Source organism: Streptomyces sp. NPDC059994, assembly GCF_042737755.1.
In the GTDB taxonomy this organism is placed as follows: Bacteria; Actinomycetota; Actinomycetes; order Streptomycetales; family Streptomycetaceae; genus Streptomyces.
Genome location: NZ_JBHWUR010000002.1, coordinates 13,359 through 37,625, shown reverse-complemented (window position 1 = coordinate 37,625; position 24,267 = coordinate 13,359). Strand labels below are relative to the sequence as shown.

22 protein-coding genes are annotated in these 24,267 nt (G+C 71.3%); 8 read left to right on the top strand and 14 right to left on the bottom strand.

Annotated elements, in window-relative coordinates:
* Positions 1 to 13: 13 nt before the first annotated feature.
* Positions 14 to 502, bottom strand: coding sequence for a hypothetical protein (locus tag ACFWA7_RS01710; protein ID WP_385820237.1), 489 nt, complete (start codon positions 500 to 502; stop codon positions 14 to 16).
* A gap of 107 nt (positions 503 to 609) precedes the next feature.
* On the opposite strand from ACFWA7_RS01710, the gene ACFWA7_RS01705 reads away from it, so the two are divergent.
* The gene (locus ACFWA7_RS01705; protein WP_385820235.1) at positions 610 to 747 is read left to right on the top strand and encodes a hypothetical protein; all 138 of its coding nucleotides are present in this window, start codon (positions 610 to 612) and stop codon (positions 745 to 747) included.
* A 68-nt stretch (positions 748 to 815) separates the two neighbouring features.
* Positions 816 to 1,271: a hypothetical protein gene (locus ACFWA7_RS01700; RefSeq protein WP_385820233.1), complete on the top strand. Its 456-nt coding sequence runs from the start codon at positions 816 to 818 to the stop codon at positions 1,269 to 1,271.
* A 27-nt stretch (positions 1,272 to 1,298) separates the two neighbouring features.
* On the opposite strand, the gene sigJ is transcribed toward ACFWA7_RS01700, so the two are convergent.
* The 4 genes from sigJ to ACFWA7_RS01680 form a co-directional block, all read right to left on the bottom strand.
* Complete coding sequence (sigJ, locus tag ACFWA7_RS01695; RefSeq protein WP_385537908.1) at positions 1,299 to 2,111, bottom strand: RNA polymerase sigma factor SigJ; 813 nt, start codon at positions 2,109 to 2,111, stop codon at positions 1,299 to 1,301.
* Between the two features lie 94 nt (positions 2,112 to 2,205).
* Positions 2,206 to 3,120: an NAD-dependent epimerase/dehydratase family protein gene (locus ACFWA7_RS01690; RefSeq protein WP_385537820.1), complete on the bottom strand. Its 915-nt coding sequence runs from the start codon at positions 3,118 to 3,120 to the stop codon at positions 2,206 to 2,208.
* 91 nt (positions 3,121 to 3,211) lie between these two features.
* Positions 3,212 to 4,030: a serine hydrolase domain-containing protein gene (locus tag ACFWA7_RS01685; protein ID WP_385820231.1), complete on the bottom strand. Its 819-nt coding sequence runs from the start codon at positions 4,028 to 4,030 to the stop codon at positions 3,212 to 3,214.
* A gap of 88 nt (positions 4,031 to 4,118) precedes the next feature.
* Positions 4,119 to 5,210, bottom strand: a complete 1,092-nt coding sequence (locus ACFWA7_RS01680) for a phosphatidylinositol-specific phospholipase C domain-containing protein (protein ID WP_385820229.1) — start codon at positions 5,208 to 5,210, stop codon at positions 4,119 to 4,121.
* Positions 5,211 to 5,981: 771 nt separating this feature from the next.
* Here ACFWA7_RS01680 and ACFWA7_RS01675 point away from each other — a divergent pair.
* Positions 5,982 to 6,836: a neocarzinostatin apoprotein domain-containing protein gene (locus ACFWA7_RS01675; protein WP_385820227.1), complete on the top strand. Its 855-nt coding sequence runs from the start codon at positions 5,982 to 5,984 to the stop codon at positions 6,834 to 6,836.
* 128 nt (positions 6,837 to 6,964) lie between these two features.
* Entirely contained in the window at positions 6,965 to 8,911 is a 1,947-nt protein-coding gene (locus ACFWA7_RS01670) for an APC family permease (protein ID WP_385820225.1), read from the top strand.
* Between the two features lie 69 nt (positions 8,912 to 8,980).
* Here the strand turns inward: ACFWA7_RS01670 and ACFWA7_RS01665 are convergent, their stop codons facing one another.
* The 4 genes from ACFWA7_RS01665 to ACFWA7_RS01650 form a co-directional block, all read right to left on the bottom strand.
* Complete coding sequence (locus ACFWA7_RS01665) at positions 8,981 to 10,309, bottom strand: hypothetical protein (protein ID WP_385820222.1); 1,329 nt, start codon at positions 10,307 to 10,309, stop codon at positions 8,981 to 8,983.
* 18 nt (positions 10,310 to 10,327) lie between these two features.
* Positions 10,328 to 11,110, bottom strand: a complete 783-nt coding sequence (locus tag ACFWA7_RS01660; protein ID WP_385537838.1) for a GntR family transcriptional regulator — start codon at positions 11,108 to 11,110, stop codon at positions 10,328 to 10,330.
* Between the two features lie 141 nt (positions 11,111 to 11,251).
* A complete protein-coding gene (locus ACFWA7_RS01655; RefSeq protein ID WP_385537840.1) occupies positions 11,252 to 11,716 on the bottom strand; it encodes a cupin domain-containing protein in 465 nt (154 codons plus the stop codon).
* 64 nt (positions 11,717 to 11,780) lie between these two features.
* Entirely contained in the window at positions 11,781 to 12,008 is a 228-nt protein-coding gene (locus tag ACFWA7_RS01650; protein WP_385537842.1) for a hypothetical protein, read from the bottom strand.
* Positions 12,009 to 12,321: 313 nt separating this feature from the next.
* Between ACFWA7_RS01650 and ACFWA7_RS01645 the strand changes: the two genes are divergently transcribed.
* Together ACFWA7_RS01645 and ACFWA7_RS01640 are read left to right on the top strand one after the other, a co-directional pair.
* Positions 12,322 to 13,545, top strand: a complete 1,224-nt coding sequence (locus ACFWA7_RS01645) for a chitinase (RefSeq protein ID WP_385820220.1) — start codon at positions 12,322 to 12,324, stop codon at positions 13,543 to 13,545.
* Between the two features lie 202 nt (positions 13,546 to 13,747).
* Positions 13,748 to 14,224: an SsgA family sporulation/cell division regulator gene (locus tag ACFWA7_RS01640; RefSeq protein ID WP_385537848.1), complete on the top strand. Its 477-nt coding sequence runs from the start codon at positions 13,748 to 13,750 to the stop codon at positions 14,222 to 14,224.
* A 274-nt stretch (positions 14,225 to 14,498) separates the two neighbouring features.
* Here ACFWA7_RS01640 and ACFWA7_RS01635 read toward each other — a convergent pair whose 3' ends face one another.
* A complete protein-coding gene (locus ACFWA7_RS01635) occupies positions 14,499 to 15,563 on the bottom strand; it encodes a DUF6528 family protein (RefSeq protein WP_385820218.1) in 1,065 nt (354 codons plus the stop codon).
* Positions 15,564 to 15,707: 144 nt separating this feature from the next.
* Between ACFWA7_RS01635 and ACFWA7_RS01630 the strand changes: the two genes are divergently transcribed.
* Complete coding sequence (locus tag ACFWA7_RS01630) at positions 15,708 to 16,697, top strand: GNAT family N-acetyltransferase (RefSeq protein WP_385537857.1); 990 nt, start codon at positions 15,708 to 15,710, stop codon at positions 16,695 to 16,697.
* A gap of 74 nt (positions 16,698 to 16,771) precedes the next feature.
* Here the strand turns inward: ACFWA7_RS01630 and ACFWA7_RS01625 are convergent, their stop codons facing one another.
* Positions 16,772 to 17,299 carry a hypothetical protein gene (locus ACFWA7_RS01625; RefSeq protein WP_385820216.1) on the bottom strand — a complete coding sequence of 176 codons (528 nt, stop codon included), beginning with the start codon at positions 17,297 to 17,299 and terminating at the stop codon, positions 16,772 to 16,774.
* 384 nt (positions 17,300 to 17,683) lie between these two features.
* Between ACFWA7_RS01625 and ACFWA7_RS01620 the strand changes: the two genes are divergently transcribed.
* Positions 17,684 to 19,162: an MFS transporter gene (locus ACFWA7_RS01620; protein WP_385820214.1), complete on the top strand. Its 1,479-nt coding sequence runs from the start codon at positions 17,684 to 17,686 to the stop codon at positions 19,160 to 19,162.
* A gap of 63 nt (positions 19,163 to 19,225) precedes the next feature.
* Here ACFWA7_RS01620 and ACFWA7_RS01615 read toward each other — a convergent pair whose 3' ends face one another.
* The 3 genes from ACFWA7_RS01615 to ACFWA7_RS01605 form a co-directional block, all read right to left on the bottom strand.
* Positions 19,226 to 20,335 carry a M4 family metallopeptidase gene (locus ACFWA7_RS01615; protein ID WP_385820212.1) on the bottom strand — a complete coding sequence of 370 codons (1,110 nt, stop codon included), beginning with the start codon at positions 20,333 to 20,335 and terminating at the stop codon, positions 19,226 to 19,228.
* Positions 20,336 to 20,556: 221 nt separating this feature from the next.
* Entirely contained in the window at positions 20,557 to 22,365 is a 1,809-nt protein-coding gene (locus tag ACFWA7_RS01610; protein WP_385537868.1) for a M4 family metallopeptidase, read from the bottom strand.
* Between the two features lie 522 nt (positions 22,366 to 22,887).
* On the bottom strand, positions 22,888 to 24,186 hold the full coding sequence (locus tag ACFWA7_RS01605) for a YncE family protein (RefSeq protein ID WP_385820210.1): 1,299 nt from the start codon (positions 24,184 to 24,186) through the stop codon (positions 22,888 to 22,890).
* Positions 24,187 to 24,267 lie beyond the last annotated feature (81 nt).

Sequence of the window (24,267 nt, the reverse complement as noted above, 5' to 3'; positions counted from 1 at the left end):
GCGGTGGCGGGGTTCAGCTCGCCGCTTCGACCTCCAGGTAGCGGTGGCGGCGCGCTCCCCGGTACTCCAGCGACTCCCAGCCCAATGGCCGCAGTGCGTCCGCGCACCGGCGCAGCGCCTCGGGTTCCTCCTGGGCCGCGCCGCTCCCGGCCGGGCCCAGCCACTCCACGCGTACGACTGCGGGCTGGTCGGCCGGGGCCACGCGGTAGCCCGTCGTGGTCCGCTCTCCGGCGGCGTCCACGGCCGACGGCGGAATGCCTGCGGCCTCCAGGGTCAGGGCGACCGCGCGCACCATCTGCCTCCGCTCCCAGGCGGCGGGCGCGGAGAGCGGGTCGGGGTGCTCGGTGTTCATCAGGCGCCGGATCTGTCGCAGCCCCTCGAAGGCGACCCGTACCGCGGCCTTCCGCTGGGCGGGCGGTTCCGTCGGTGCGGGCCCGTCGCCGGTCGCCGCCTCGAAAGCCGCTGCCCCGGGCCGCTCGCCGTGCTCGTGGGGAGGCGTCACCGTGATCCCTTCTCTGGGTGCCGGGGACGGTAAGTGTGGCCGACCTGACGGGGGTGCGGAGCCTGAGGGCCGCCTGAGCCGCTTTAATGGGGAAAAGTTTGCGCCATGTGAGACAGATTGTCCGCTACGCGCAGGGGTACACACCGCTGCAGGCCGGTCTGCGGCTGCTGCCCGCGCCGCTCGGCCTGATCGTCACCTCGATGACCACACCCGCGCTGATGCAGGCTTCCCCATCCGGCACGTGATGGGCGCCGGACTGGTCGCGATGGCGGTGGGGCTCGCGCCGCCCTGGGCCGTCCAGTAGTTCGCCGAGGTGGGCTACCCGGCCTTCGGTGTCGCCCTGACGGTGCTCGGCCTCGGTGTGGCAGTGGCCACCACGGTGGCGTCCGTGACCCTCATGGACGCCGCACCCACGGACGATGTCGGCGGCGCGGCCGCGATCGAGGAGACCTGCTACGAACTGGGCGCGGCCATGGGGGTGGCCATCCTCGACAGGCTCGCCACCGCCCTGTACACGGCCGATCTGCCGTCGCTCGACCTGACCGGGCCGGGCGCCGACAAGGTGCGTGACTCCGTCGGTGAAGCGGCGCACGTGGCCGACGAGATAGGTGGCTCGGCCGGCAAGGCGCTGCTCGACACCGTCTCGTACGCCTACAGCACGGCCGTGACCCCGGCCTTCCTGGTCGCCGTGGGCCTCCCACTCGCCGCCGCCGCGATGGTGTGGGCGTGGATTCCGAGGGACCTGTGCCCGACGGGGAACGCGCACTGAGGCGTACGGCCCGCGGCTCCGGCCCGGTCAGTCGCCGTGACCGGGCCGCAGACCGGCCAGCTTGTCGGGGTTGCCCTGGAAGCGCAGCTGGTGGATGCGTCCGTCCAGCAGGTCGAAGCTGAGCGCGCCCACCGGGTGGCCGTGCACGCTGAAAAGCAGGCCCTGCTCGCCGTTGAGGGACGCGGACCGGGCCTCCAGGGCTTCCAGGCCGGGCTTGGCGAGGACGCCGAGCATCCACCGCGCCACATGGTCGGCGGTGTGCACCGGCCGTCGGGCGGCGGTGACCTTGCCGCCGCCGTCCGACCAGGCGGTCACGTCGGGGGCGAGCAGCTCCATCACGGCGTTGAGGTCGCCGCCCTGGCAGGCGGCGATGAAACGGCGGGTCACCAGGGAGCGCTGCTCCGCGTCGGTGTCGTACCGGGGGCGGCGAGCCTGGACGTGCTCCCGTGCGCGGTGGGCGATCTGACGGATCGTCGGCTCGGGGCGTTCGAGGACCTCGGCGATCTCCGCATGGCTGTAGCCGAAGACCTCACGCAGCAGGAACACCGCCCGTTCGACGGGGCTGAGGGATTCCAGGACGACCAGCATCGCCATGGAGACGCTGTCGGCCAACTCCGCCTCCTCGGCGATGTCGGGAGTGGTGAGCCAGGGTTCGGGCAGCCAGGGGCCGACGTATGCCTCACGGGTGACGGCGGCCGAAGTGAGCCGGTTCAGCGCCAGGTTGGTGACCGTGCGCACGAGGTACGCCTTGGGTTGCCGGACCCCGCCCCGGTCGGTCTGGGACCACTTGAGCCAGGCGTCCTGGAGGATGTCCTCGGCGTCGCTGACGGTGCCGAGCATGCGGTAGGCGGTGGCGAACAGCAGCCGCCGGTGCTCGGTGAACGGGTCGGGGGCAGCGTCTTCGGCGGTCGTACGGATCACGGCGGTCAGGCTGTCAGACACCCAGGGTGCGGGCAAGTGAGCGCACTCCTTCGACACTGTCGGCGTGGCTCGGCTTCCAGCCCAGCTCCTCCTTGGCCTTGCTGCTGTCCAGGCGCAGATTGGTCGCCATGACGGTGTGTGCGAGCGGGGCGGGCTTGAGCAGCCACAGCGGGACGCGCAGCGGAGCCGGGGCGCCGAACGCCTCGGCGACGGCGCGGACGTGGCTGCCGAAACCGGTCGGCAGGTCGTCCGCGATGTTGTACGCCTGTGAGGGGCGGCCGTGCCCGACGGCGGCCGCGACCGCGCGGGCCGCGTCGTCCACGTTTACCCATGCCAGCTCCCGGCCGTGGTCGGCGACGACCGGCAGCCTGCGCTTGCGCAGCATGGCGAGGACCGTCGTGTCGGTGACGTCCTTGCCGTAGAAGAGGCCGAAGCGCAGGCTGACCGCGTCGATCCCGTCGGCGGTGAAGGCCAGCTCCTCCTTGGCGCGCATCGCGCCGACGTGCTGCTCCAGCCAGGGGTTGGTTCCAGCCGGGCCGAACGGCGTGCCGTCTTCGGTGAGGGGCCGGTCGCCGTGGTCGCCGTAGCCGTAGCCGAACATCATGTTCTCCAGGACGATCCGGCGGGCGCCGGTGGCCCGGGCGGCTGCCAGCAGGTTGGATGTACCCCGCACGCGCAGGGCGTTGGTGCCCGCCATCTCCTGGTGGCGGATCAGGGACGTGCCCTGAAGCGCGGTGGCCGCGTGGATGACGACGTCGAACGCCATCCCGTCGACCGCCCGCAGCACCGCGTCCCCGTCCAGCAGGTCCGCCCGTACCGTGTGGGACGCGCCGCGCCCGAGTCCGGCCACCTCGTGGCCCGCGGCGGTCAGCTCCCGCACGGCCCGCTGCCCCAGCACGCCGCTCGCCCCTGCCAGCAGAATCCTCATCGCCGTTGCCTCCGTCTCGCGTCTCCACCGTGGTGACGTCCATGGGACAAGCGGGGGAGCGCGGACGTGACAGCCTTGGATGTGACCTGTGTCACAGCTTCAGGTGGTCGACGCCGATCTTGTCGGTGGTGTCGGGATCGCCGCCGAGCCGGTGGACGAGGACCCAGGTGCCGTCCGGCAGGGCGCCCGCGAAGACGGAGGCGTCCTTGGTGGCCCCGTTGTGCCAGAGCAGGCGACCGGCCCGCTGCCAGGACGGGGCGGGCTCGCCCAGCCGGCGTTCGACGAGCAGCGAGGTGACCAGCCGGGAGGCCGCGACCGGGGTGGCCCACAGGCCGCCGGCCGGGAGGATCGCACCGGTCATCGTCCACGGTCCGAGGGGGCGGCCGAAGAGTCCGCGCGCGACCAGGCGCCGCTCGGGCGCCGGAGCGGAGGTGACGTCGGTGATGTCGAGCGGACTCAGGACGTACTCGTTGAGAAGTTGCTCGTACGGGGCGCCGCCTGCGGCCGCGAGTGCCGAACCCAGCACCGCGTAGCCGAAGTTGGAGTACTCCTCGTCCTGGCCCGGGGGCGCGGTGGCCAGGGTGTCGAGGCGGCGGACGAGCGCGTCGAGTGCCTCGGTGTCGAACGGGGCGTACGGATCGCGGCGGTTGAGGCCCGGAGGGAGCCGGGGCAGGCCGGAGGTGTGGGTCGCCAGGTGCCGCAGGGTGATGCCGGTGCCCGCCGGTGCGGGCAGAAAGCGTTCGAGGGGGTCGTCGAGATCAAGCGCGCCCGCGGTGGCGAGGCGGACCAGCAGTGTGCCGGTCAGGGGCTTGGTCAACGAACCTATCTGGACGAACAGTTCGGGGTCGTGTCCGTGCTCCACCCGAGGCGGGGCGGAGCTGCTGAGGATGCAGAGGGGTACGGGGCGCACCCTTCCATGATCACTGATGCGGGTGCGCGGGTGTGCGGCGGGCCCGCCCCGACCGAGGCGAGGCGGGCCCGCGAGCTGCTGCCCGGCGTCAGCCGCGGGGCAGTGTCAGGCCCTGGATCTGGGGAAGCGCGGTCCAGTCGTTGGACGCGATGGTCGCGTGGGACTTGGCGAGCAGCGCGATACGGGCCCGGGCGTCGGCCGGGGGCGGGTTCTTGCCGTCCAGGGCCGGTGCGACGTTGTGGGCGTCGGTCATCACCAGCAGATAGTGGTGGGCGTCGTACCAGGCGGTGTCGATGGTGCCGTTGAGATAGGTGGCGGCGTCGCCGTCGAACAGGACGAACCACGGGCGCAGCGAGGCGTCCGCGTAGCGGGCGCGTGGATCGGCGGGCTGGGCGCCGTGGACCGTGGGGAAGATCTGGGCCTGGGCGGTGCGTCCGGCGGTGTGCAGATCGCGGAGGTACGTCGCGTACTCCTTGTCCGTCCACAGGGTGTCGGTCGGATTGCCCTCCTCGACCGTGCCCGGGATGATCTCCAGGATCACCTTTCCTGCGAGCTGTGCGCGGGTGGGCCAGTTCCCGGCCGTGGCCGCCTCGTCGAGGGTGGCGTACTGGCCGCCGCCCGGCTTGGCCAGCAGGTCGGCCGGGCGGAAGACGGCGGACCCGAGGTGGGCGCTGATCGCCTGGTCCAACTGGGCCGGGCCGAGGCCGAAGCGGGACTGGAACCCGGCCTTCATCTCCAGCTTGATCATGAGCGGCGCGTGCCCGGGGTGGGCTCCGAGCCAGACCCGTACGTCGTCCAGGCAGCTCTCCAGGTTCTTGTTGGCGCCACCGGAGTAGAGCTGCGCGGGCGTGCTCGCGTTGACGCAGTTGTTGCTGTTGCCCAGGGGGTTGGAGTGGCTGACCTTCCACTCCTTGGTGATGAAGTCGTCCCACACATCGAGCTCGATCATGGAGGTACCGGTGTCGAGCGCCTGCGCCAAGTACGGGAAAGCGGCCGGGTCATAGGTGTTGTGCAGGCCCGACGACGTGGCGCCGGACAGCGGCAGGCCCTCGGCTCCGGCGGCCGAGGCACTGGTGCCGCCTCCCGCGCCGACGAGCGCGAGGCCGATGGCGACGGCGCCGGCCAGCGCGGCGCGCAGACGGGGAACGCGGCCTCTGGGCAACGGTTCTGACACGGGCACGGGGACCTCCTGTGGGGGGACGACTCTTCGTCGGACGGTGACAGCAGAGTGTGAATCGACGAAGTCATGACAAGCAACACAAGCTGCATTCCGGTTGTCTCCGCAGAAACGAACGACAGCGGAAGGGAAGGGGGTCGGGCGGCCCCCCGGCACCTCGGCGCTCCCTGGCTCCCTGTCTTCGGCCGTTCCGGCGACGGCCGTTCCGGCCACGGGCGTTCCGACCACGGGCGTTCCGGCGACGGCCGTTCCGGCCACGGGCGTTTCCGCTGACCGAAATGCGCTCTGGCCGCCCCGTGGTCCGCACAGCAGGATGCTGTCCGGCTCGGGTGGTGCTCGGCGCGTCGCCCACGCGGCCGGGAGAAGGGGGATGCGGATGACCGGAAGAGCGCCGGCCCGAACAGCGCCGGCCTGCGGGGCGATGAACCGGAGGCCGTTGATCCGGAGGCCGGTGACTCGTAGGTCGGTCACTCGTAGGCCGGTACGGCAACTGCTGCGCGCGGCCGTCGCGTTGGGCCTTGTCGGTTTGGGCGGAACGGCCGCCACTTCGGCCGCCGCCTCCTCCGCCCCCGCTACCCCGGCCGTCGCCGCCTGCACTCTGGACACCGCGGCGCACGGGCTCGCCAGCAGCCCGTCGCGGGGAGTCGAGTGCCTGCGCACCGGAAAACGCCCGCACCGGAAAACGCCCGCGCACCTGAGAAACATGCGCGCGCCTGAGAAACGCCCGCGCACCTCAGACCCGCACGTCCCTCAACCGGCTGGGAGGCCGAGGCAATGACCCGTGCCGCATCCCGTACCGCATCCCGTACCGCAGTACGTTCCAGACGCAGACGCGCGTTCCTCGGCGCGGCCGCGGCCTGTGGCACCCTCGTGCTCGCCCTCGTCGGCGCGCAGCCCGGTTCGGCAGCGCCCGCGCCCGCTCCCGACGGGCCCGCCCTCAAGGTCGACCGGACCACCGGCATCCGCGACGGCGACATCGTCAGCTTCCGGATCACCGGCGGCCCGCCCAAGGAGTACGTCTGGGTCGAGCAGTGCGTGGCGACCCCCGGCGGGGGAACGGCCTGCGACGAGAACACCGCGCGCCAGTTCCGCGTCTACCCCGACGGCACCTACCAGCTCTCGCCCAAGAAGCTCTACACGCGCCTGGACACCCCGGCCGGGCCGGCCGACTGCCGGGCCGCCACCGCCGCGAACCGGTGCCTGATGGCGCTCACGGACAACGCGGGCGCCGTGCTCACCACCGTGCCCCTGCGCTTCCCGCCGCTCGCCCCGCTCGAAGCGCCGCCGACCCTGCGCGCCACGCCGAACAGCGGGTTGACGGACGGTCAGACCGTCCACCTCGGAGGGCAGCGGTACGAGCCGCAGTACCACATCCCGATCCTGGAGTGCCTGGCCGGAGCGGCCGACACTCTCGCCTGCCGCCCGGGCGGCCGTCCGCCCGCGACCACCGACCAGGGCCGGATCGACCAGGACAGCACCCTCTCGGTCGCCTTCACGACGATCGACGGGCGCGCGGTCGACTGCCGCAAGGACAACTGCGAGCTGGTCGCGTTCGCCTCGCGCTACCACGGCCCGTCGACGGTCCGCACCCCGGTCAGCTTCGCCCCGGTGCCGCCCGCGTCGCACTGACGCCACCCCGGCCGACGGGCCCGGCCGCCCGGGTGCGGGGGCGGCGGCGCCACTTGGCTCCCCCCGGATGGCCACCCCCGGCCGTGTCGTACGGCCGGGGCGGGCTCTCTCCCGTCGATGATGCGCAAATGCGCAGGTTCAACGCCAAACAGGTACTGGTCGGGCGTCCGCTGGACACCTCACGGCTCGGCGAGACGCTGCTGCCCAAACGACTGGCCCTGCCCATCTTCTGCAGCGACCCGCTCTCCTCGGTGGCGTACGCGACCGAGGAGATCCTGCTCGTCCTGGCGCTCGGCGGTGTCACACTGCTGCATCTGGCCTGGTACGCGGCGGCCGCGATCGTCTTCCTCCTCGTCGTGGTCGTCGCCTCCTACCGGCAGACCTGCTACGCCTATCCCGGCGGTGGCGGCGCCTATGTGGTGAGCGCCGAGAACCTGGGTGCCACCGCGGCCCTCACCGCGGCGAGCGCCCTGCTCGTCGACTATGTGCTCACCGTCGCCGTCTCCGTGGTCTCCGGTGTCGCGGCCATCACCTCGGCCGTACCCTCGCTCCACGACCACCAAGTGGCGCTGTCCGTGGGCTTCGTCACCGTCCTGACCCTGCTGAATTTGCGCGGCGTGCGCGAGTCCGGCCGCATCTTCGCCATTCCCACCTACGGCTTCGTCGCCGTCATCTACGTGATGTTCCTGATCGCCGGCATCCGCCTCGCCACCGGCACCACCATCCGGGCCGAGTCGGCGCACCTGCCGATCCACCAGGCGGGCACCTACACGGGCATCGCCCTGGTGCTGCTGGCGATGCGGGCGTTCGCGTCCGGCTGTACGGCGCTCACCGGCGTCGAGGCGATCAGCAACGGGGTGCCCGCCTTCCAGAAGCCCAAGAGCCGCAACGCGGCGGCGACCCTGGCCGCGATGGGCTTCCTGTCGGTCACCATGTTCGTGGGCATCACCATGCTCGCCCTGGTCTACAAGGTGCACGTGACGGCGGACCCGGCCGAGCTGGGGCTGCCGCCCGGCACCGCCACCTCGACCGCGCTGGCCCAGATCGCCCGGGCCACCTTCGGCCACGTCGACATCCTCTTCTACCTGGTGCAGGCGTTCACCGCGGGCGTCCTGGTCCTCGCCGCCAACACCGCCTTCAACGGCTTCCCGATGCTCGCCTCGATCCTCGCCCGGGACCGGTACGCGCCGCGCCAGCTCTACAACCGGGGAGACCGGCTCGTCTACTCCAACGGCGTCGTGCTGCTCGCCCTCGCGGCCATCGCCCTGATCATCGCCTTCGACGCCGAGCTCACCCGGCTGATCCAGCTCTACATCATCGGCGTCTTCGTCTCCTTCACGCTCTCCCAGGCGGGCATGGTCCGGCACTGGCGCAAGGAGCTGAGCACCGGCCCGGCGGTCCCGCAGCGGCGCAGGATCCACCGCTCCCTCGCCATCAACGCCGTCGGCGCCGCCCTCACGGCCCTCGTCCTCGTCGTCGTGCTCATCACCAAGTTCACCCACGGCGCCTGGCTGGTGATCATCGCGATGCCGGTGCTGTTCATCGGGATGAAGGGGGTGCGGCGGCACTACGAGCACGTGGCCCGGCAGGTCGCCGTCTCGCCGCAGGACAGGCCGCGCAAGCCCGCGCACCACCATGTGATTGTCCTGGTCGCCTCGGTGCACGCCCCCACCCTGAAGGCGATCGGCTTCGCGCAGGCGCTGCGGCCCAGTACGCTGACCGCGCTCACCGTCGCCGCCGACGAGGACGCCGAGCGGCTGCGGCGGCAGTGGAGCGAGCACGACCTGGACGTACCGCTGAAGATCCTGCACTCGCCGTACCGCGAAGTGGTCGGCCCCGTCATCGCCCATGTCCAGGAGCTGGCGGCGGCCGACCCGGACGCGATGGTCTCCGTGGTCATCCCCGAGTACATCGTGGGCCACTGGTGGGAGCAGCCGCTGCACAACCAGAACGCGCTGCGGCTCAAGGCCAGGCTGCTGTTCACCCCGGGCGTCGCCGTCATCGACGTGCCGTATCTGCTCCAGTCGGCGCGCCCGCCGGAGGGGGCGGCGGTCTCCGGGCCGGGCGGCGGCTGAGCCACCCGGCGCGAAGACGCCGACCGGGCCGGACGCGCGTGCGTCCGGCCCGTCCGGCGCGCGGGGGTGTCAGCCCGTGATCGAGAAGACGACCCGTATGCCGGTGGTGGAGTTGATGCGCTCGTTGACGCCCCAGATCCGTCCCGTGTCCGGCGAGTAGCCGAGGTTCTGGGTGAGGACCGGGGAGGTGGTGTACACGTGCGGGGCGTCGTCGGGCAGCGCCCGGTGGATGCACGAGTAGTCGATGGCGTCGCCGGATCCGCCGCCGGTGCGGGTGGGGCAGGTGCCGCTCATGTACCAGTACTGGCCGTTCGTCGCGGCGCCCTGCATCGCCCAGACCGGCGACGAGTAGCCGACGGTGGCGTGGCTGACGCCGTGGCCGGACGGGTCGGTGGTGGTGGGGAGCGCGGTGAGGTAGTCCAGCGGCCAGCGCACGACCCGGCCGCCCGCCCCGCCGGGCTTGTACTCGGCGGAGACCAGGCCGTCCTGGCCGGTGCGGTCCAGGCTCAGCGAGTTCAGACAGGGGCTGGTGCCGGTGGCCACCACACAGGCGGTGTTGTCGTCGGCGGTGGTGCGGTAGCGGCCGACCATCGGCAGCGCGTAGTTGCTCCAGCGCGCCGAGGACGTCGTGCCGTTGATGCCGACCGACTCCTGGCCGGCGTTGACCTTCCAGATGTGCTGGAGGTCGTACACCTGCAGCCAGCGGCCGTTGGCGACGAAGACCTTGTTGCCGTACCAGACCACACCGTCGGCGTGGGTGCCCCGGACGGCCCGGAAGCCGCCGTCGCCGCCCGCCCGGGTGCCGGTCGGTTCGACGAGCAGCAGGTGGTTGTACGCGATCTTGCCGTTGTCGGCGTTGACCAGGCTGACGCGGGCGAACTCGTTCGCCACCGGGTTGGCCCCGCCCATGCCCCGGCTGAAGTGCCAGGAGGCCAGGAACGCCTTGTGGCCGTCCCACAGGCCGCCGGGCTGGGCGTCGTAGGAGCCCGTCAGGCCCTGCGGCGTCCAGCCGCCCGCGTCGGTGTACGAGTTGGACGTGTCGTCCGCCTTGTCCCAGCAGAAGCCCGCGGGGCTCAGGCCCGACGCCAGACCGGTGGTGTGGCACAGGCCGCTGGTGCCGGCGCGGCCGCCCGAGGTGAGCACGCTCGTGGCGTTCACCTGGGCGACCGCGCCCTTCGCCTCCACCGCCTTGATCGCCTCGTCGTAGACGTCGAAGGTGTTCTGGCGCTGTCCGCCGAAGTCCGCGACCGGGTCGAGGGCGAACTGGCTGACGACGGCGCTGTCGATCGAGCCGAACGGCGTGGCCGCCTGGGCGGGGCCGGCCGTCGCCAGGGAACCGGCGACCGCGGCGAACCCGGCGACCAGGGCGGTGAGCCCCGTCTTCCATGATCTGGCCATGGGGAGGGAGGGTATGCGTCAGAGCGGCGGGCGCACATCCCGGGCCGGGGACGTGAAGTGATATATGGGGCCTTGTTCGGCATGGGGGAAGGTCAGCAGGGTGATCTCCACGGTGCGGTGGTGCTGGTCGCGCACCTCGCGGTGGATCTCCAGCTGCGGGACGCCGTCGGAGCGGTCGTCGCCGGGGGCCATGGTGAGCTGTTCGTTGTGCTCCAGGCTGAGTCCCGCGTCCGCCGCCCAGGCGTACAGGCGGCGCAGGTCGCTGTGGGTGTGGTGGGACAGCGTCCGCTCGTAGCGGGCGAGGAGTGGGATCTGGGCGATGAGGCTGGGGGAGAGGTAGCTGACCGCGTGCTGGATCACCCTGTCGCCGGCCGAGGCCGTGTAGTAGTGGACGAGGGTGCGGACGCCGGGCCGCAGGCCCAGCTTTGTCGCGTACGCCGCGGGAGCGGCCTCCCAGACCAGCCGGGTCGCGGCGGCGATGCCCGCCCGGGGGCTGAGGGCGCCCAGGGGGAACTGCGCCTCCGGAGGTGCCTGGAGCAGCCGTGCGTGCCCTTCGCCGGGGCGGTCGCCGCGGACGAAGGAGCCGCGCTTCTCGGTGCTGATGAGCCCCTCCTGCCGCAGTACGTCCAGGGCCTGACGGATCGTCTGGCGGTTGCTGCGGTAGTGCTCGGCGAGGATGCGCTCGGCGGGCAGTCGGTGCCCGGGGGTCGAAGTGCCGGACTCGATCGTGGACTTGAGGTCGTGGGCGATCTCCAGGTACCGGGGGACGGGGGGCAGGGAATGACCATGTGTGCCGGGCATGTGTCTCCCTAGAAGTGATCACTGCGGGTGTCTGAACGGTTCTGTGGAGCGACTGCCTTTGTATCATTGGTCTAGACCGCCGAGGCGGCCCGGGCCTTCTGATTGGCGAGATTGCAACACGCCCGACGGGTGGCGCGGGGGTCAGGCGGGCAGGAATGGCCGGAGCGCGTCGTTTGCGTCCGGAAATCCCCTCAGGTCGGCCTCTGTCGCGAACTCGTGGTCCGCGTAGTCGAAGCCGGGGGTGACCACCTCGGCGACGAGGCCCTGTACGGCGCCGTCGACGAGGTGGGAGGCCTTCCAGTGGCCGCCCGGGACGAGCAGGAACCTCTCGTCGTCCGCGCCGAGGCGGACCCGGCCGAGGCTGCCGTCCGGGGCGAGCGTCACATACTCGACCGGCCCGCCGTCCACCAGGAAGTGGAGGATGTCGCTGCGGTTGCGGTGCAGACGGCCGCGCGGCTCGTCCCCGGTGAGCAGGTAGTAGATGGACGTGGCGGCCGGGCGGGCGCCCCGGGGCAGCGTCAGTCTGTGTTCGCTGGTGTAGATCCGCCGGAAGTACCCGCCTTCCGTGTGGGGTTCGAGTCCGAGCTCCGCAACCCAGTCCCGCATGGCGTGCACCCTTCCGATCGCCTTCGCCGCCTCGGAGCCCCATAGTGGCAGGCCCGGCCGGACGTCATGGCCCCGAGGCGCACGTATCGGTCTGCAAGTCCTCCACCAGTGCGAACAGTCTGGCCTCGTTGCCCGCCAGGCCGGCCGCCCGCAGCGACTCCTCCGCCTCGGCCATCGGCCCGGCGAGCAGTGCCAGGGCGCGAGGCGCCGTCGTCGGGTCGGCGAGCACGGCCTGCGCGGTCTGCAGCAGCCGGACGTACGCCTTGGCGGCCGTGCGCTCCGGTTCGGTCATCTCGGCTTCTCCCTCGTGTCCTTCGGATAGGTGTCGGACCGTCAAGCATCTCTCGCGGCACTGACAACGAGGGTCGCGCGGCGCGCGGGCGGGCCGCGGCGGTCGTTCCCGTACGTCCCCGTGCGGCTGTACGTCGCAGGTTCGAGGATCACGTCGCAGGCTCAGGGACCATGTCGCAGGTTCAAAGATTCCCCATGGTCTAGTCCAAGTCGTTGACGTGCCCCGGCCGCGGCTCGATTCTGCTGGGAACCCATCCCCCCTCAGGGGTCCCGGCGGGCCCTCGGGGGAACTCCCCCACCCAGGAGACCTGGACATGAAGCGTCTTCGCGCTCTCCTCTGCGGTGCCGCCACCGCCGCGCTCGCCACGGCGGGCCTCTCGGCCTTCGTCGCCGGTCAGGCGTCCGGGGCGCCCGCCGCTGCGGCCGCGCTGGGCAACCGGTGGTACGCGGCAGCGCCGTATCTGATGCCCCTCGACAACAACCCGCCCGACGCGGGCGCCCTCATGGACGCCACCGGGCTCAAGGCGTTCCAGCTCGCGTTCGTCCTCGCCCCCAACGGCGGCGGGTGCAGCCCCACTTGGGGCGGCACGGCGCCCGTCTCCTCCGACACGGCGGTCGCCTCCGTCATCGGCGCCATCAGGGCCAAGGGCGGCGACGTCTCCGTATCCATCGGCGGCTACGGCGGCACCAAGCTCGGCCAGACCTGCTCCGACGCGTCCAGCACCGCGGCCGCGTACCAGCAGGTCATCACCAAGTACCAGCTGAAGGCGATCGACTTCGACCTGGAGGAGCCCGAGTACGAGAACAGCACGGCCATCGCCCATGAGATCGGCGCCGCCAAGATCCTCCAGCAGAACAACCCCGGCCTCTACATCTCGGTGACCACAGCCGGAACGGCCGACGGCACCGGCTGGTTCGGCAAGCAGATGCTCAACGAGGCCAAGGCGCAGGGCTTTGTGCCCAACAACTTCTCGATCATGCCGTTCGACGGAGGGTTCAACGGCGCGGCCGCCCAGACGAGCGCCCTGACCAACTTCAACTCCATCCTCCGGTCCACCTTCGGCTGGAGCGCGGCGACCGCCTACGCCCATGAGGGCTTCTCCGGGATGAACGGCCGCAGCGACACCGGCGAGTACTTCCGCCAGGCCGACTTCCAGACCGTCCTCGACTACGCCACCGGCCACGGCATGGACCGCTTCACCTTCTGGTCGCTCAACCGGGACCGGCAGTGCTCGCCGCCCGACAACAACGGCACCACCTCCGGCACGTGCAGCAGCGTGGCCCAGGCCGACTGGGACTTCGCCAAGTACGCGGTGCGGTTCGCCGGCGCCACGCCGCCCACCGACCCGCCCACCACGCCGCCCACATCTCCTCCCGGCGGCTGCTCGGTGACGGCCTGGAGCAGCACCGCCGTCTACACGTCGGGCAACGAGGTCTCCCACAGCGGCCACAAGTGGAAGGCCAAGTGGTGGACCCGGAACGAGGAGCCCGGGACCACCGGCCAGTGGGGCGTGTGGCAGGACGAGGGGGCGTGCTGATTCGTCCCGACGCGTCCGTGTGTCCGGCGCGCCCCCTTGACCGGGGGCGCGCTTACACGTTTTCGGGGGCCGATGGGGGCAGTTGAGTCCGTTCGGGCGCGCGGTGCGTATGTGAGGTGGTGGAATCCGTCACTAACACCACTGTCCATTTCGTCATAGAGGACATAGAGACGACGCTGGTGCCCGTCCCGAGGGGGGAGACATGGAAGAGATCTGCGTACCGCTGTATGTGGAGCTGCTGCACGAGGGGGGTGATGCCATGACGCCGGTGGAAGCCGTGATGACCTATGACTCCGACGACCCGCTCGCGGTGTCCGTGGACTTCGTGTGCGGCAACGGCACCCACACCACCTGGACGATGGGCCGGGACCTGGTGGCCGAGGGGCTGACGTCGCGCCGCCCGGTCGGCATGGGTGATGTACGGGTCTGGTACTGCGGCGACGGGGGGTTACGGATCAGGCTGGATTCGGACGAAGGCAGCGCCGACCTGCTCGCCGGTCTGGAGGACGTCGCGGAGTTCCTTTCCCGTACGTACCAACTCGTTCCGGAAGGGAGTGAGCTGGACGGCTACGACGTGGACGCGGTGCTGGACCTGCTGTTCGCACCGGCCCCGTCACCGGCCCCGGCCTGCCGCTGGTGCGGCCGGGAGTGTCCGTGTCTGGACCACGGCGCCCAGTAGACCCGATGGGGGGAACGGATTCCTGAGCCCGCCGCCCGCCCCGGCGCTTCCCGGAGCGGGCGCGGCTCGAAAGCCTCCCGCGTGAACGTGTGTGGCTCCTGCGGCTATTGACAGTTCCTCCAGGCGGGCGCCAACGACCACTGGACCGTACGGCAGTGATCGCGCCCTGACCGCCGACCGCCGACCGCCGACCGCCGACCGCCGACCGCCGACCGCCGACCGCCGACGGCCGTCCGGCGTCCGGCCGCCTTCCCCCCGGGGGGGGAGCCGGACGTCACGGTGTGTCGGCCGTCCACCAGCGCGCCTTGTACAGGCTCGACCCCTTGAGCTCCTCCTCGCCGCCCGGCCCGTGGAAGCGGATGCGCGAGGTACACCAGGAGCAGGGAGCGCCCGGCTCGGGGCTGACCGTCAGGACCTGCCCGGTGACCGGGTTCTGGCTGACACTCTTGACCGTGGGCCGGTCGACGGCGCTCTGGTTCGCGTACGGGACGAACGCGCCGGCGCGGACGGCGAACTGGCGCACATGGCCGCTCGTCGACAGCCACATCGGGGCGTCCGCACCGAGCGCCCGCGCCAGGTCGTGGCCGCCGGACTCGGGCAGCGTGAAGGTGCGCGCCGCCGTCAGCCGCGGGCTCGCGGCGCCGCCCTCCACGGCGAGGCCCACGAGCAGCCCGTCGCCGAGCGCCCACAGCAGCCCGCTGCCCGCGTCCCAGAGCAGCCCGTGCGCGCCGGGCAGCTCGAACGAGGCGTACACCCCGGAGCGCGCGCCCTGCGAGGCGGTGTAGACGCGGACGAAGCCGCCGGTGCTCGCCGCCACCGCGATGTTGCCGTCCGGCAGCAGCTCGACGGTGTGCGGGTTGGTCCACCCGGGCAGCGACGCCGCCCAGTACACCGCCCCGCCCTCGCGGTGGACCGCCGCCACGAACCCGCCGGAGGCACAGGTCAGCAGGAGCGGGCCGGCGGCGGTGGACCGGGCCTTGGCCTCGCTGACGTTCCGCCAGCCGCTGCCCGGATCGAGATCCGCGAGGCCGGGGTCGTCCACCGGCGTCCAGGACCACAGCGGCAGCAGATCGGCGGCCCGCGCCGTCCGGTCGGGGTTCCCGGAACGCCAGTAGGCGCTGGTCGCATCGAGCAGGAGCATCGACTGGGACGCCTGGTCGCAGGCGAGGATCAGGGTCTGCGGAGCCCCGGGCGCCCGGGGCGCGGAAGCGGTGGACGGGGTCCGCCCGGCCGCGTGGGCCCTCGGCGCCGCCATCGCGGCGAGCCCGCCGGCCACGGCGGCGCGCAGCAGGGCCCGGCGGGGAGCGCGCGGAGAGGATGCGGATCGCGTCGGGGACACGGGGCCCTACGTTGACAGGCGCTGTCATTTCATACGGTGACGGGGCGCCGAGTCCGCGCGTACTCCACCCGGACGGGCCAGCGGGCCCGCCGGGCGCACCGGGCTCGGCGGGCGGGGCCGTCGTGCGCGCCCGACTATGGAGCGGTGAACACCACGTCGCACATCGCACCCGGGGGGTTTCTGACGCGCCCGATGGACAAGGCCGACGTGCCCGCCTGGCTGGGCCTGCGCGGCGACGCGGAGCGGGTCGACCGCACCGGCCACCACGTCGACGCGGACGACCTCGCCGAAGAGCTGGAGAACCCCAAGCTGGACCTGGAGCGGGACACCCTGACGCTGTGGGACGGCGCGCGGATGGTCGCGTACGCCGTGGTGCACGCCCCGGACGGCGCCGTGGACGCGGCCCGCTTCCGCGGCGGCGCGGCGGTCCGGCCCGAGTGGCGGCGCCAGGGGCTCGGCCGCCATCTGGTCGCCTGGATGGACTCCCGGGCCCGCACGCTGTACGCCGAGGGCTTCGCGCACCTGCCCGGCGAGCTCCTGATCAGCGGGAAGTCCGGCGACGCCAACCTGCTGTCGCTCGCCGCGAGCGCCTCCTTCACCGCCTGCCGCTGGTGGTTCGAGATGACCCACCCGCTCAACACGGGCCGCCCGATGACCGGAGGCGTACCGGAGGGACTGCGGCTCGTGGCGTTCGAGCCGGGATACGGCGAGGCCACCCGGCTGGCCCACAACGACGCCTTCCGGGACCACTGGGACTTCACCGAGATGGACGGGACCGACTGGCGGACCTGGGTCGTGGGCGCCCGCTCGTTCCGCCCCGCCCTGTCGCGGCTGCTGCTCGACGGGGAGGAGGTGGTGGCGTATCTGATCGCCGAGGAGTACGACGCCGACACCGCCGCCGAGGGCACCCGCGACTGCCACATCGGGTATCTCGCCACCCGCCGCTCGCACCGGGGCCGCGGCGCCGCCCCCGCCCTGATGGCCGCCACCCTCGACGCGGCCCTGACCCGCGGCTACGACAGCGCCTCGCTCACCGTCGACACCGCCAACCCGTCCGGCGCCCTGGGCCTTTACGAACGACTGGGCTTCACCACCCACCGCGAATACGTCACCTACGCCCGGCCGCTGGGGTAGCGCCGAGCCGCCACACACATGGGCCGGCCGGCCCGGGGGCCGGGCCGGCCGCTGGAAGCCCGGCGTGCTCAGGGTCAGGCGTGCGTGTCCGCGGGCGCGGCGGTGGCGCAGTTCACGCGGGTGGTGGGGCTGAAGAACGTGCCGTCCTTGTGGCTCTGGCTGTCGTTGTACTCGTAGTACAGGTACGTGTAGAAGCCGATGCTGCCGTTGCAGCCGGAGTCGGCGGCGATCTGCACGTCCAGGGTCACGGTGCGGCTCGTGCCCGGCGCGACCGGCACCGCGTACTGCACGCCGATGCTGGTGGTACCGGCGCCGGTGCAGGTGACGCCGGAGGCGGTGCACGAGGCGATCGAGTACTTGAGGTCGGGGCGCTGAGTGGTCTGCCAGGTCGGCTGGAGCGACTGGTAGACGAACCAGACGTCCGTCGTCCGGTTGTTGGTGAACGTCATCGACAGGTTCACCGTCTGGCCGGGGGTGACCGTCGGCTGGGTGCTGGTGATCGTGAGGTCCGGAGTGCCGGCGCCGGCCGACTGGCTCAGGCCCAGCAGGGCGAGGGCGAGGATCGCGGTGAGACCCATACGTCTCAGATGGGAGATGCGCATGACGCCGGAGGGTAGGAGAACGCCGCCCTGGGCGTCTGCCTCGCCCAGGTCCGGTCCACGCCCTTGGCGGCGCGAACCGTCCGCCGCACCGGGCCACCCGGCCCGGCCGTTCCGTACGCCCGCGCGCGCATATGCGCCGGACAACACCGCGCGCGCTCCACCGTCCGCCGTGGCACCGGGGCGTGCGTGCCATGGGCGCTGTCATACGGCAATGGCCTGTTACGCGTCGGCGCGCCCACCGCGGACCAGGGGCCGGAGGAGCGCTCCACACGAACGGGCACGCGCGGATGTTGAGTGGTTAGTCGCGATGATCTTCGGGTACCCGTCGCGGACGTGTCCGGCATCCCGGGCGCTCACGGGCCCCGCGGCAGCCAGGAGGCACGCATGGACGGTGTGACGGCCGAGAGTAAGGCGCAGGGCCGGACCATCACCACGGAAGTCCCCGCACGGCTGGACCGGCTGCCCTGGTCGCGCTGGCACTGGATGATCGTCATCGGGCTCGGCACCGTCTGGATCCTCGACGGCCTCGAAGTCACCGTCGTCGGCAACATCGCCAGCCGCCTCTCCGAGGACGGCAGCGGCCTGGCCGTCACCGACGCGCAGGTCACCGGTCTGGGTGCGGCGCTGTACGTGGCCGGGGCCTGCTCCGGCGCGCTGTTCTTCGGCTGGCTCACCGACCGGTACGGCCGCAGGAAGCTCTTCCTGATCACCCTCGCCGTCTATCTGGCGGCCACCGCCATGACCGCGCTGTCCTTCTCCGCCTGGTGGTTCTTCCTGTTCCGCTTCTTCACGGGATTCGGCATCGGCGGCGAGTACGCGGCCATCAACTCCGCGATCGACGAGCTCATCCCCAGCAAGTACCGCGGCCGGGTGGACCTGATCATCAACGGCAGCTACTGGCTCGGCGCGATGGGCGGCGCGCTGCTCTCCGTACTCGCCCTCAACACGGACATCTTCCCCAAGGACCTCGGCTGGCGGCTCACCTTCGGGCTCGGCGTGGTGCTCGGCCTGGTCATCCTGGTCGTGCGGCGCCATGTGCCGGAGAGCCCGCGCTGGATGTTCATCCACGGCCACGAGCAGGGCGCGGAAGAGCTCGTCGACGACGTGGAACGGCAGGTCGAGGAGGACACGGGCGAGCCGCTGCCGGCGCCGGGGCGGGCCATCACCATCGAACAGCGCGAGAGCGTGGGGTTCGTCGAGATCGCCAGGACCCTCTTCCGCTCCTATCCGAAGCGCGTGGTGCTCGGCTTCGCGCTCTTCATCGGGCAGGCCTTCCTCTACAACGCCATCACGTTCGGCTTCAGTTCGATCCTGGTGAAGTTCTTCGACGTATCCAGCGGTGTGACGGGCTACTTCTTCGCCGTCATCGCCTTCGGCAACTTCCTCGGGCCGCTGCTGCTCGGCCGGTTCTTCGACACCGTCGGGCGCAAGGTGATGATCGCCGGGACGTATCTGCTCTCCGGTGCCCTGCTCTTCGTCACGGCCTGGTTCTTCAGCCAGGGGTGGCTGAACGCGACCACGATGACCGCGTGCTGGTGCGTGGTTCTGTTCTTCGCCTCGGCGGGCGCCAGTTCGGCCTATCTGACGGTGAGTGAGATCTTCCCGATGGAGACGAGGGCGATGGCGATCGCCTTCTTCTACGCGATCGGCACGGCCGCCGGCGGCATCTCGGGGCCGCTGGTGTTCTCGGATCTGACGTCGAGCGGAGTGGTCGACGACGCGGTCCTGGCGTTCTGTATCGGCGCCGCCCTGATGACGGTGGCGGGCACGGTGGCGGCGTTCTTCGCGGTCGACGCCGAGGGCAAGGCGCTGGAGGACATCGCCACACCGCTGTCGGTGCGGGAGGCGACCGCCGGGGGATGAGCCGCTCGTCGGTGGCGCCGGAGGCCGCCCCGCGGGGCGGCCTCGGCACGGGCAGGGTTCAGGTCAGTTCACGTTGACGGCGCTCCATGCCGCCGCCACCGCCGCGTACTCGGTGCTGCCCGCCCCGTACAGATCGCGGGCGGCGGCGAGCGTCGAGGTGCGGGCGGCACGGTAGTTCGCGTTGGAGGTCAGGTACTGGGTCAGGGCGCGGTACCAGATCGCCGCCGCCTTCGTGCGGCCGAGGCCGAGGAGCTTGGCGCCGTTGACGGTGGGGCTGTCGTACGAGATCCCGTTGATCACCCGGGGGCCGCTGCCCTCCGCGAGCAGGAAGTAGAAGTGGTTGGCCACGCCGGAGCCGTAGTGCGGGTCCAGGTTGGGCAGCGACGGTGACCAGTAGTCCGGCGAGACGCCGTCGCGGGAGGGGCGGTCCATGTAGCGCAAGGGTGTGCCGTCGCCGTTGAAGTCGGGCTTCTCGCCGATGAAGTAGTCCGGCACATCGGCGGGGATGTTGGCGTAGAACTCGACCATCGTGGCGAAGATGTCCGAGGTGGCCTCGTTGAGCGAGCCCGCCTCGCCGCTGTAGCCGAGCCCGGCGGTGGCCGAGGTGACCCCGTGCGTGATCTCGTGGGCGCCGATGTCGAGAGTCGTGAGGGGATGCGCGTTGCCCGCCCCGTCACCGTAGTTGATGCACCCGCACGCGTCGCTCCAGAAGACGTTGGGGTAGTTGGAGCCGTAGTGCACGACGCTGCGGACGCCCTTGCCGTCATTGCGTACGCCCAGGCGGTTGAACGAGGACTTGTAGTAGTCCCACACCGACGCCGCCGCGAACTGGGCGTCCACCCCCGCCGACTGGCGGTTGGTCGGCAGCCCGTTGCCCCATGTGTTGTCGGCGTCGGAGAGGATGGCGTGGGTCTGCCCGTCGACGGTGTTGGTGTTGCCCCGGGTCGGGTCCTGGAGCAGGTACGACGTGGCCGTCCTCGTGGTCGTCAGCGGCACCTTGCCGTCGAAGATCCCGGTGCCGCTGCCCGATGCGGGGGAGTCGGCCGCGGCCGGCGGGGCGCCGGTCAGGCCCGCGACGGTGGCCGAAACGGCGAGTACGGCCGCCGCGAACGCGGCCCGGCCGCGTCCGGTGGTGTGCGTGGGTCTGGTGCTGCGGTTGCTCTGTCGGTCCATCTGCTGCCTGCCCCTCGGTCGGCGACGCGGGCGCGGTGGCGCCTCGCTCGGGGCGCCGGGTGGGCGCCGGGTCGCAGCATGGGGGAGCGGCGCACGGGTTGGCAGGATCCCGTCAAGAAAATGGCTCGGCTTCGCCGCTGGGACGATGGAATCCGGTCATTGAACGGCGAAGGCGCCCCCGCGAGTCTCGCGGGGGCGCCTCCTCGGAACTGCGTCGGACGTCAGTGCTTCGGCGTGTTCGCCGCGGTGACGTTGACGGCGGCCCAGGCCTTGTCGACCGTCTTGTACTCGGCGCTGTTCGCGCCGTACAGGTCGGTCGCCGCCTTCAGCGTCGCCGTGCGGGCGTCGTGGAAGTCGGTCGTGGAGACCATGTAGCGGGACAGGGCGCGGTAGAAGATCTGCGTCGCCTTGTCCCGGCCGATGCCGGTCACGGTCGAGCCGTCGTACGTCGGCGAGTCGTAGTCGACCGTGCCGATCGTCTTCTTGCCGCTGCCCTCGGCGAGCAGGTAGTACGCGTGCGAGGAGACACCGGAACCGGCGTGCACCTCGGTGTCGTACGACGCCGCCGACCAGTAGTCGACCGTGCCCTCAAGCGTGTCGAGCGACGGCTTGTCCAGACGGCGCAGGAAGGTCTGGGCCAGGCCCAGCTTCTCGCCCATCAGGTAGTTCGGCTCGTTGTTCGGGTTGTTGGTCTGGAACTCGACCGCGCTGCCGAAGATGTCCGCCAGCGACTCGTTGAGCGAGCCCGCCTCACCGAACTGGTTGTCGTTCTCGTCGACCCGGGTCGGCTGCAGGTTGGCCGTGGCGTCGACGACGCCGTGGCTGAGCTCGTGGCCCGTGACGTCGAGCACGACCAGCGGCTTGGTGAAGGTCTGGCCGTCACCGTCGCCGTAGAGCATGCAGCCGCAGTCCGAGTACCAGAAGGCGTTGCCGACGTTGGTGCCGAAGTGCACCATCGCGCGGGCGCCGGCGCCGTCGTTCTTGATGCCGTTGCGGCCCAGCGCCTTCTTGTAGAAGTCGAGGGTGCTGGCAACGCCGAACTGGGCGTCCACGGCCGCCGTCTGACGGCTATTCAGGGCGCTGTTGCCCCAGGTGTTGCTGGTGCTGGTGAACGGCTTGCCCTGGGAGAACTGCACCAGCTCGCGGCCGCCCGCGTCGCGCGTCTCGGTGTTGCCGCGCGAGGCGTCCTTGAGCAGGTAGGAGCTTGTGCCGGTCTTCAGCGTGTTCAGCGGGACCTTGCCGACGTACAGCGAGTTGCCGGAGCCGAGCGCGGGGATGCCCGCGGTCTTCGGCGGGTTGAACGGCCGGGCCGGGGAGGTCGTGGCGGCCGCACCGGAGGGCGCGGTCGCACCGGTCTGGGGCGTGATCTTCTCGCCGCGCTGGCGCAGCTTCGCCTTGAGCTGCGGCGAGACGAACTGGTCGTTGACCGGGGCGTTGCTGAGCACGGCACCGGTGGCGGCGTCGACGACGACCGTGCGGGCGCCGCCCGCCTCGGTGGTCTTGCTGCCGGTGACCTTGATCTGGTACGCGAGCGCCGTGCGGCCGGCGCGCGCGTCGACGACCAGCTCGGCCGAGCCGGCGTCGCCCTTCGCCACCGAGGCCGCCTTCGCCTTGGCCTGCTCGGCCGTCAGCTTCGGGGTCTTGGCGGGAACGGCGACCTGCTTGCGGGTGGCCCGGGTCACGTCCAGGTACGCGGACTTGGCATCGAGGTGGACGACCAGGTCGCCGCCGAGGACCGGCAGGCCCTTGTGGGCGCGGACGAACCGGACGTGCTGCTTGCCGTCCGGGTCGATCAGCGTGTCGGTGGCCGTCAGGGTGTCGTCCTTGGAGACACCGGTGGCGGAGGCGTGCGCGAACGCGGCGGCGCGCGCCGCGTCCACGACCGACTTGGCGGACTTGACGGAGGCGACGGAGGAAGTCCCGGTGGCGGCGGAGGTCGCGACGGCTGTGCCCACGCCCCCTGCCGTGATGGTCGCGGCCGTGGTGACGGCCAGGGCGATCGCCAGTCTGCGTATGTGGGGTGTACGCACTATGGAGGGTCCTTATGTGTTGCGGGGGCGGCCGGCTACAACCGCCCGTACGCACGGTGCCCTTGAGCACCGCGGGGACTGTGTGGCCCCGAGCGAACCCTGCTACGCCTGACATGTGCATGTAAAGGCGTTTGTTCGGCTTATGTGCCTTTGGAACTCAGATTTAACAATCGCCCCCGCGTAGGTGGACGCAGGGCGACAAGCTGTGTGTTCTCTGTGTTCCGTCAGTCGTGCCACCGGTCCAGACGCACGCACGGCCGGGTTGGTTGCGCCGTCCGCGCACTGTGCTGGTGATCACAGCGGGCGGACGGCGCTTTCTCCGCGTACGTATGGTGCTTCCTACGCGTATGTGTGCAAACGCGTGTGGTCCAGCAGGTCCGCCGGGGTGATCGTCTCACCTCTCTCGCTCCGCGGCGTCATCGGCCGGTCGAGCGTGACGACGTCCTTCACCGGCGGTACGGGCAGACAGTCCGAGCCCGGACGGGTCAGCCGGTACGGGCAGACAGTCCGAGCCCGGACGGGTCAGCCCGCCGAGCGGCCGGCCGACGGGCCGGTCCAGTCGGCGGCGACATGGCCGATCCGCACCCGCTGCGGGTGGTCGCCGACCGCGACGGACACCGTCTTCTGCCCGGTCGCGAAGTCGATCGCGGTGATCCGGTCCGCCCCGGCCTCGGAGATGACACAGGACTTGCCGTCCCCGCTCACGGTCGCCCAGTACGGCTTGGACGCGGGAACCAGCGGGCCCTCCTGCAACGTTGTACGGTCGACGACCGTCGCGTAGTCGTCCATCGTCCCGGCGACGCAGAGCTTGGCCCCGTCGGGGCTGATCGACAGCCCGTGGTGGCGCGAGTCGTTGACCCAGGTGGTGCGGTCCTCGCTGGTCGCGGGGTTCTTGGGGAGCGTCTTGGAGCGGGTGATCCGGTCGCCTGCGATGTCGTATTCGAGGAAGCCGTTGAAGAACGACACCTGGAAGTAGAGCTTCGACTCGTCGGGTGTGAAGACCACGGGCCGGACGGCGTCGGAGAGGTCCTTGCGGCCGAACGCGTCGAGCCGGTCGCGCATGTCGATGGTCTTGACGGGCTTGAAGGTGTGTGCGTCCACGACGGTGATGTGCCGGTCACCCTTCGTCCAGTCCAGCCACGGTTCGTCGAGGGCCGTGTTGACCTCGCCGATCGCCATGTTCCACAGGTACTTGCCGCCGTCGGTGAAGACGTTTTCATGGGGTTTGTCACCGGTCGCGAACGAGCCGAGCTGCCGGCCGGTCGCGATGTCGAGTACGTGCACGGTGTTCGAGGTGGAGGCGGAGACGGCGACCCGGGTGCCGTCGGGGGAGACGGCCATGTGGTCCGAGCGGTACCCCGAGACGGGGAAGCGCCAGTTGATGTGTCCGGTGGCCAGGTCGATCGACACGACGTCGGCGAAGCTGGGCCGGGACACGACGACGGCGGAGCCGTCGGGCGTGGAGTACATGTCGTCGACGAACTGGTCGTGGCCCTCGCCGGGCCCCTGTCTGATACCGAGGAAATAGGCCAGCTTGATCGGGTTGAGGTAGATTTCGGTCATCCGCTCGTCCTTGTCCGGGATGACGTTCACCCGCCCGATCCGGGCCAGATCGCCGCTGGACCTGACGACGTCGGCGGTGCCGTCCCAGTTGTTGCCCACGAACAGGACCTCCCGCGGTGCCGCGGCGCCGGCGGGCTTCGCCCCGGTCGCGGAATCGGAGGCCGAAGGGGGCGCGGACGCGGTCGCGGCCGCGGAGGACCCGGCCACGGCCAGGGTCACAACCGCCGCCAGGGAGCCGAGCGTTCGGTAAACGGGCATCGTCACTCCGGATGATCTCGTGGGGGGCATGACAATCACGGTGCGAGGTGGCTACGGGACGGTAATGAGCGGCGGCCGACA

Bases quoted from the DNA above. Each gene is read 5' to 3' on its own strand.
- sigJ (WP_385537908.1), bottom strand. From the start codon at position 2,111: ATGCTCGGCACCGTCAGCGACGCCGAGGACATCCTCCAGGACGCCTGG.
- ACFWA7_RS01690 (WP_385537820.1), bottom strand. From the start codon at position 3,120: ATGAGGATTCTGCTGGCAGGGGCGAGCGGCGTGCTGGGGCAGCGGGCC.
- ACFWA7_RS01675 (WP_385820227.1), top strand. From the start codon at position 5,982: ATGACCCGTGCCGCATCCCGTACCGCATCCCGTACCGCAGTACGTTCC.
- ACFWA7_RS01670 (WP_385820225.1), top strand. From the start codon at position 6,965: ATGCGCAGGTTCAACGCCAAACAGGTACTGGTCGGGCGTCCGCTGGAC.
- ACFWA7_RS01665 (WP_385820222.1), bottom strand. From the start codon at position 10,309: ATGGCCAGATCATGGAAGACGGGGCTCACCGCCCTGGTCGCCGGGTTC.
- ACFWA7_RS01660 (WP_385537838.1), bottom strand. From the start codon at position 11,110: ATGCCCGGCACACATGGTCATTCCCTGCCCCCCGTCCCCCGGTACCTG.
- ACFWA7_RS01655 (WP_385537840.1), bottom strand. From the start codon at position 11,716: ATGCGGGACTGGGTTGCGGAGCTCGGACTCGAACCCCACACGGAAGGC.
- ACFWA7_RS01650 (WP_385537842.1), bottom strand. From the start codon at position 12,008: ATGACCGAACCGGAGCGCACGGCCGCCAAGGCGTACGTCCGGCTGCTG.
- ACFWA7_RS01645 (WP_385820220.1), top strand. From the start codon at position 12,322: ATGAAGCGTCTTCGCGCTCTCCTCTGCGGTGCCGCCACCGCCGCGCTC.
- ACFWA7_RS01640 (WP_385537848.1), top strand. From the start codon at position 13,748: ATGGAAGAGATCTGCGTACCGCTGTATGTGGAGCTGCTGCACGAGGGG.
- ACFWA7_RS01625 (WP_385820216.1), bottom strand. From the start codon at position 17,299: ATGCGCATCTCCCATCTGAGACGTATGGGTCTCACCGCGATCCTCGCC.
- ACFWA7_RS01620 (WP_385820214.1), top strand. From the start codon at position 17,684: ATGGACGGTGTGACGGCCGAGAGTAAGGCGCAGGGCCGGACCATCACC.
- ACFWA7_RS01615 (WP_385820212.1), bottom strand. From the start codon at position 20,335: ATGGACCGACAGAGCAACCGCAGCACCAGACCCACGCACACCACCGGA.
- ACFWA7_RS01605 (WP_385820210.1), bottom strand. From the start codon at position 24,186: ATGCCCGTTTACCGAACGCTCGGCTCCCTGGCGGCGGTTGTGACCCTG.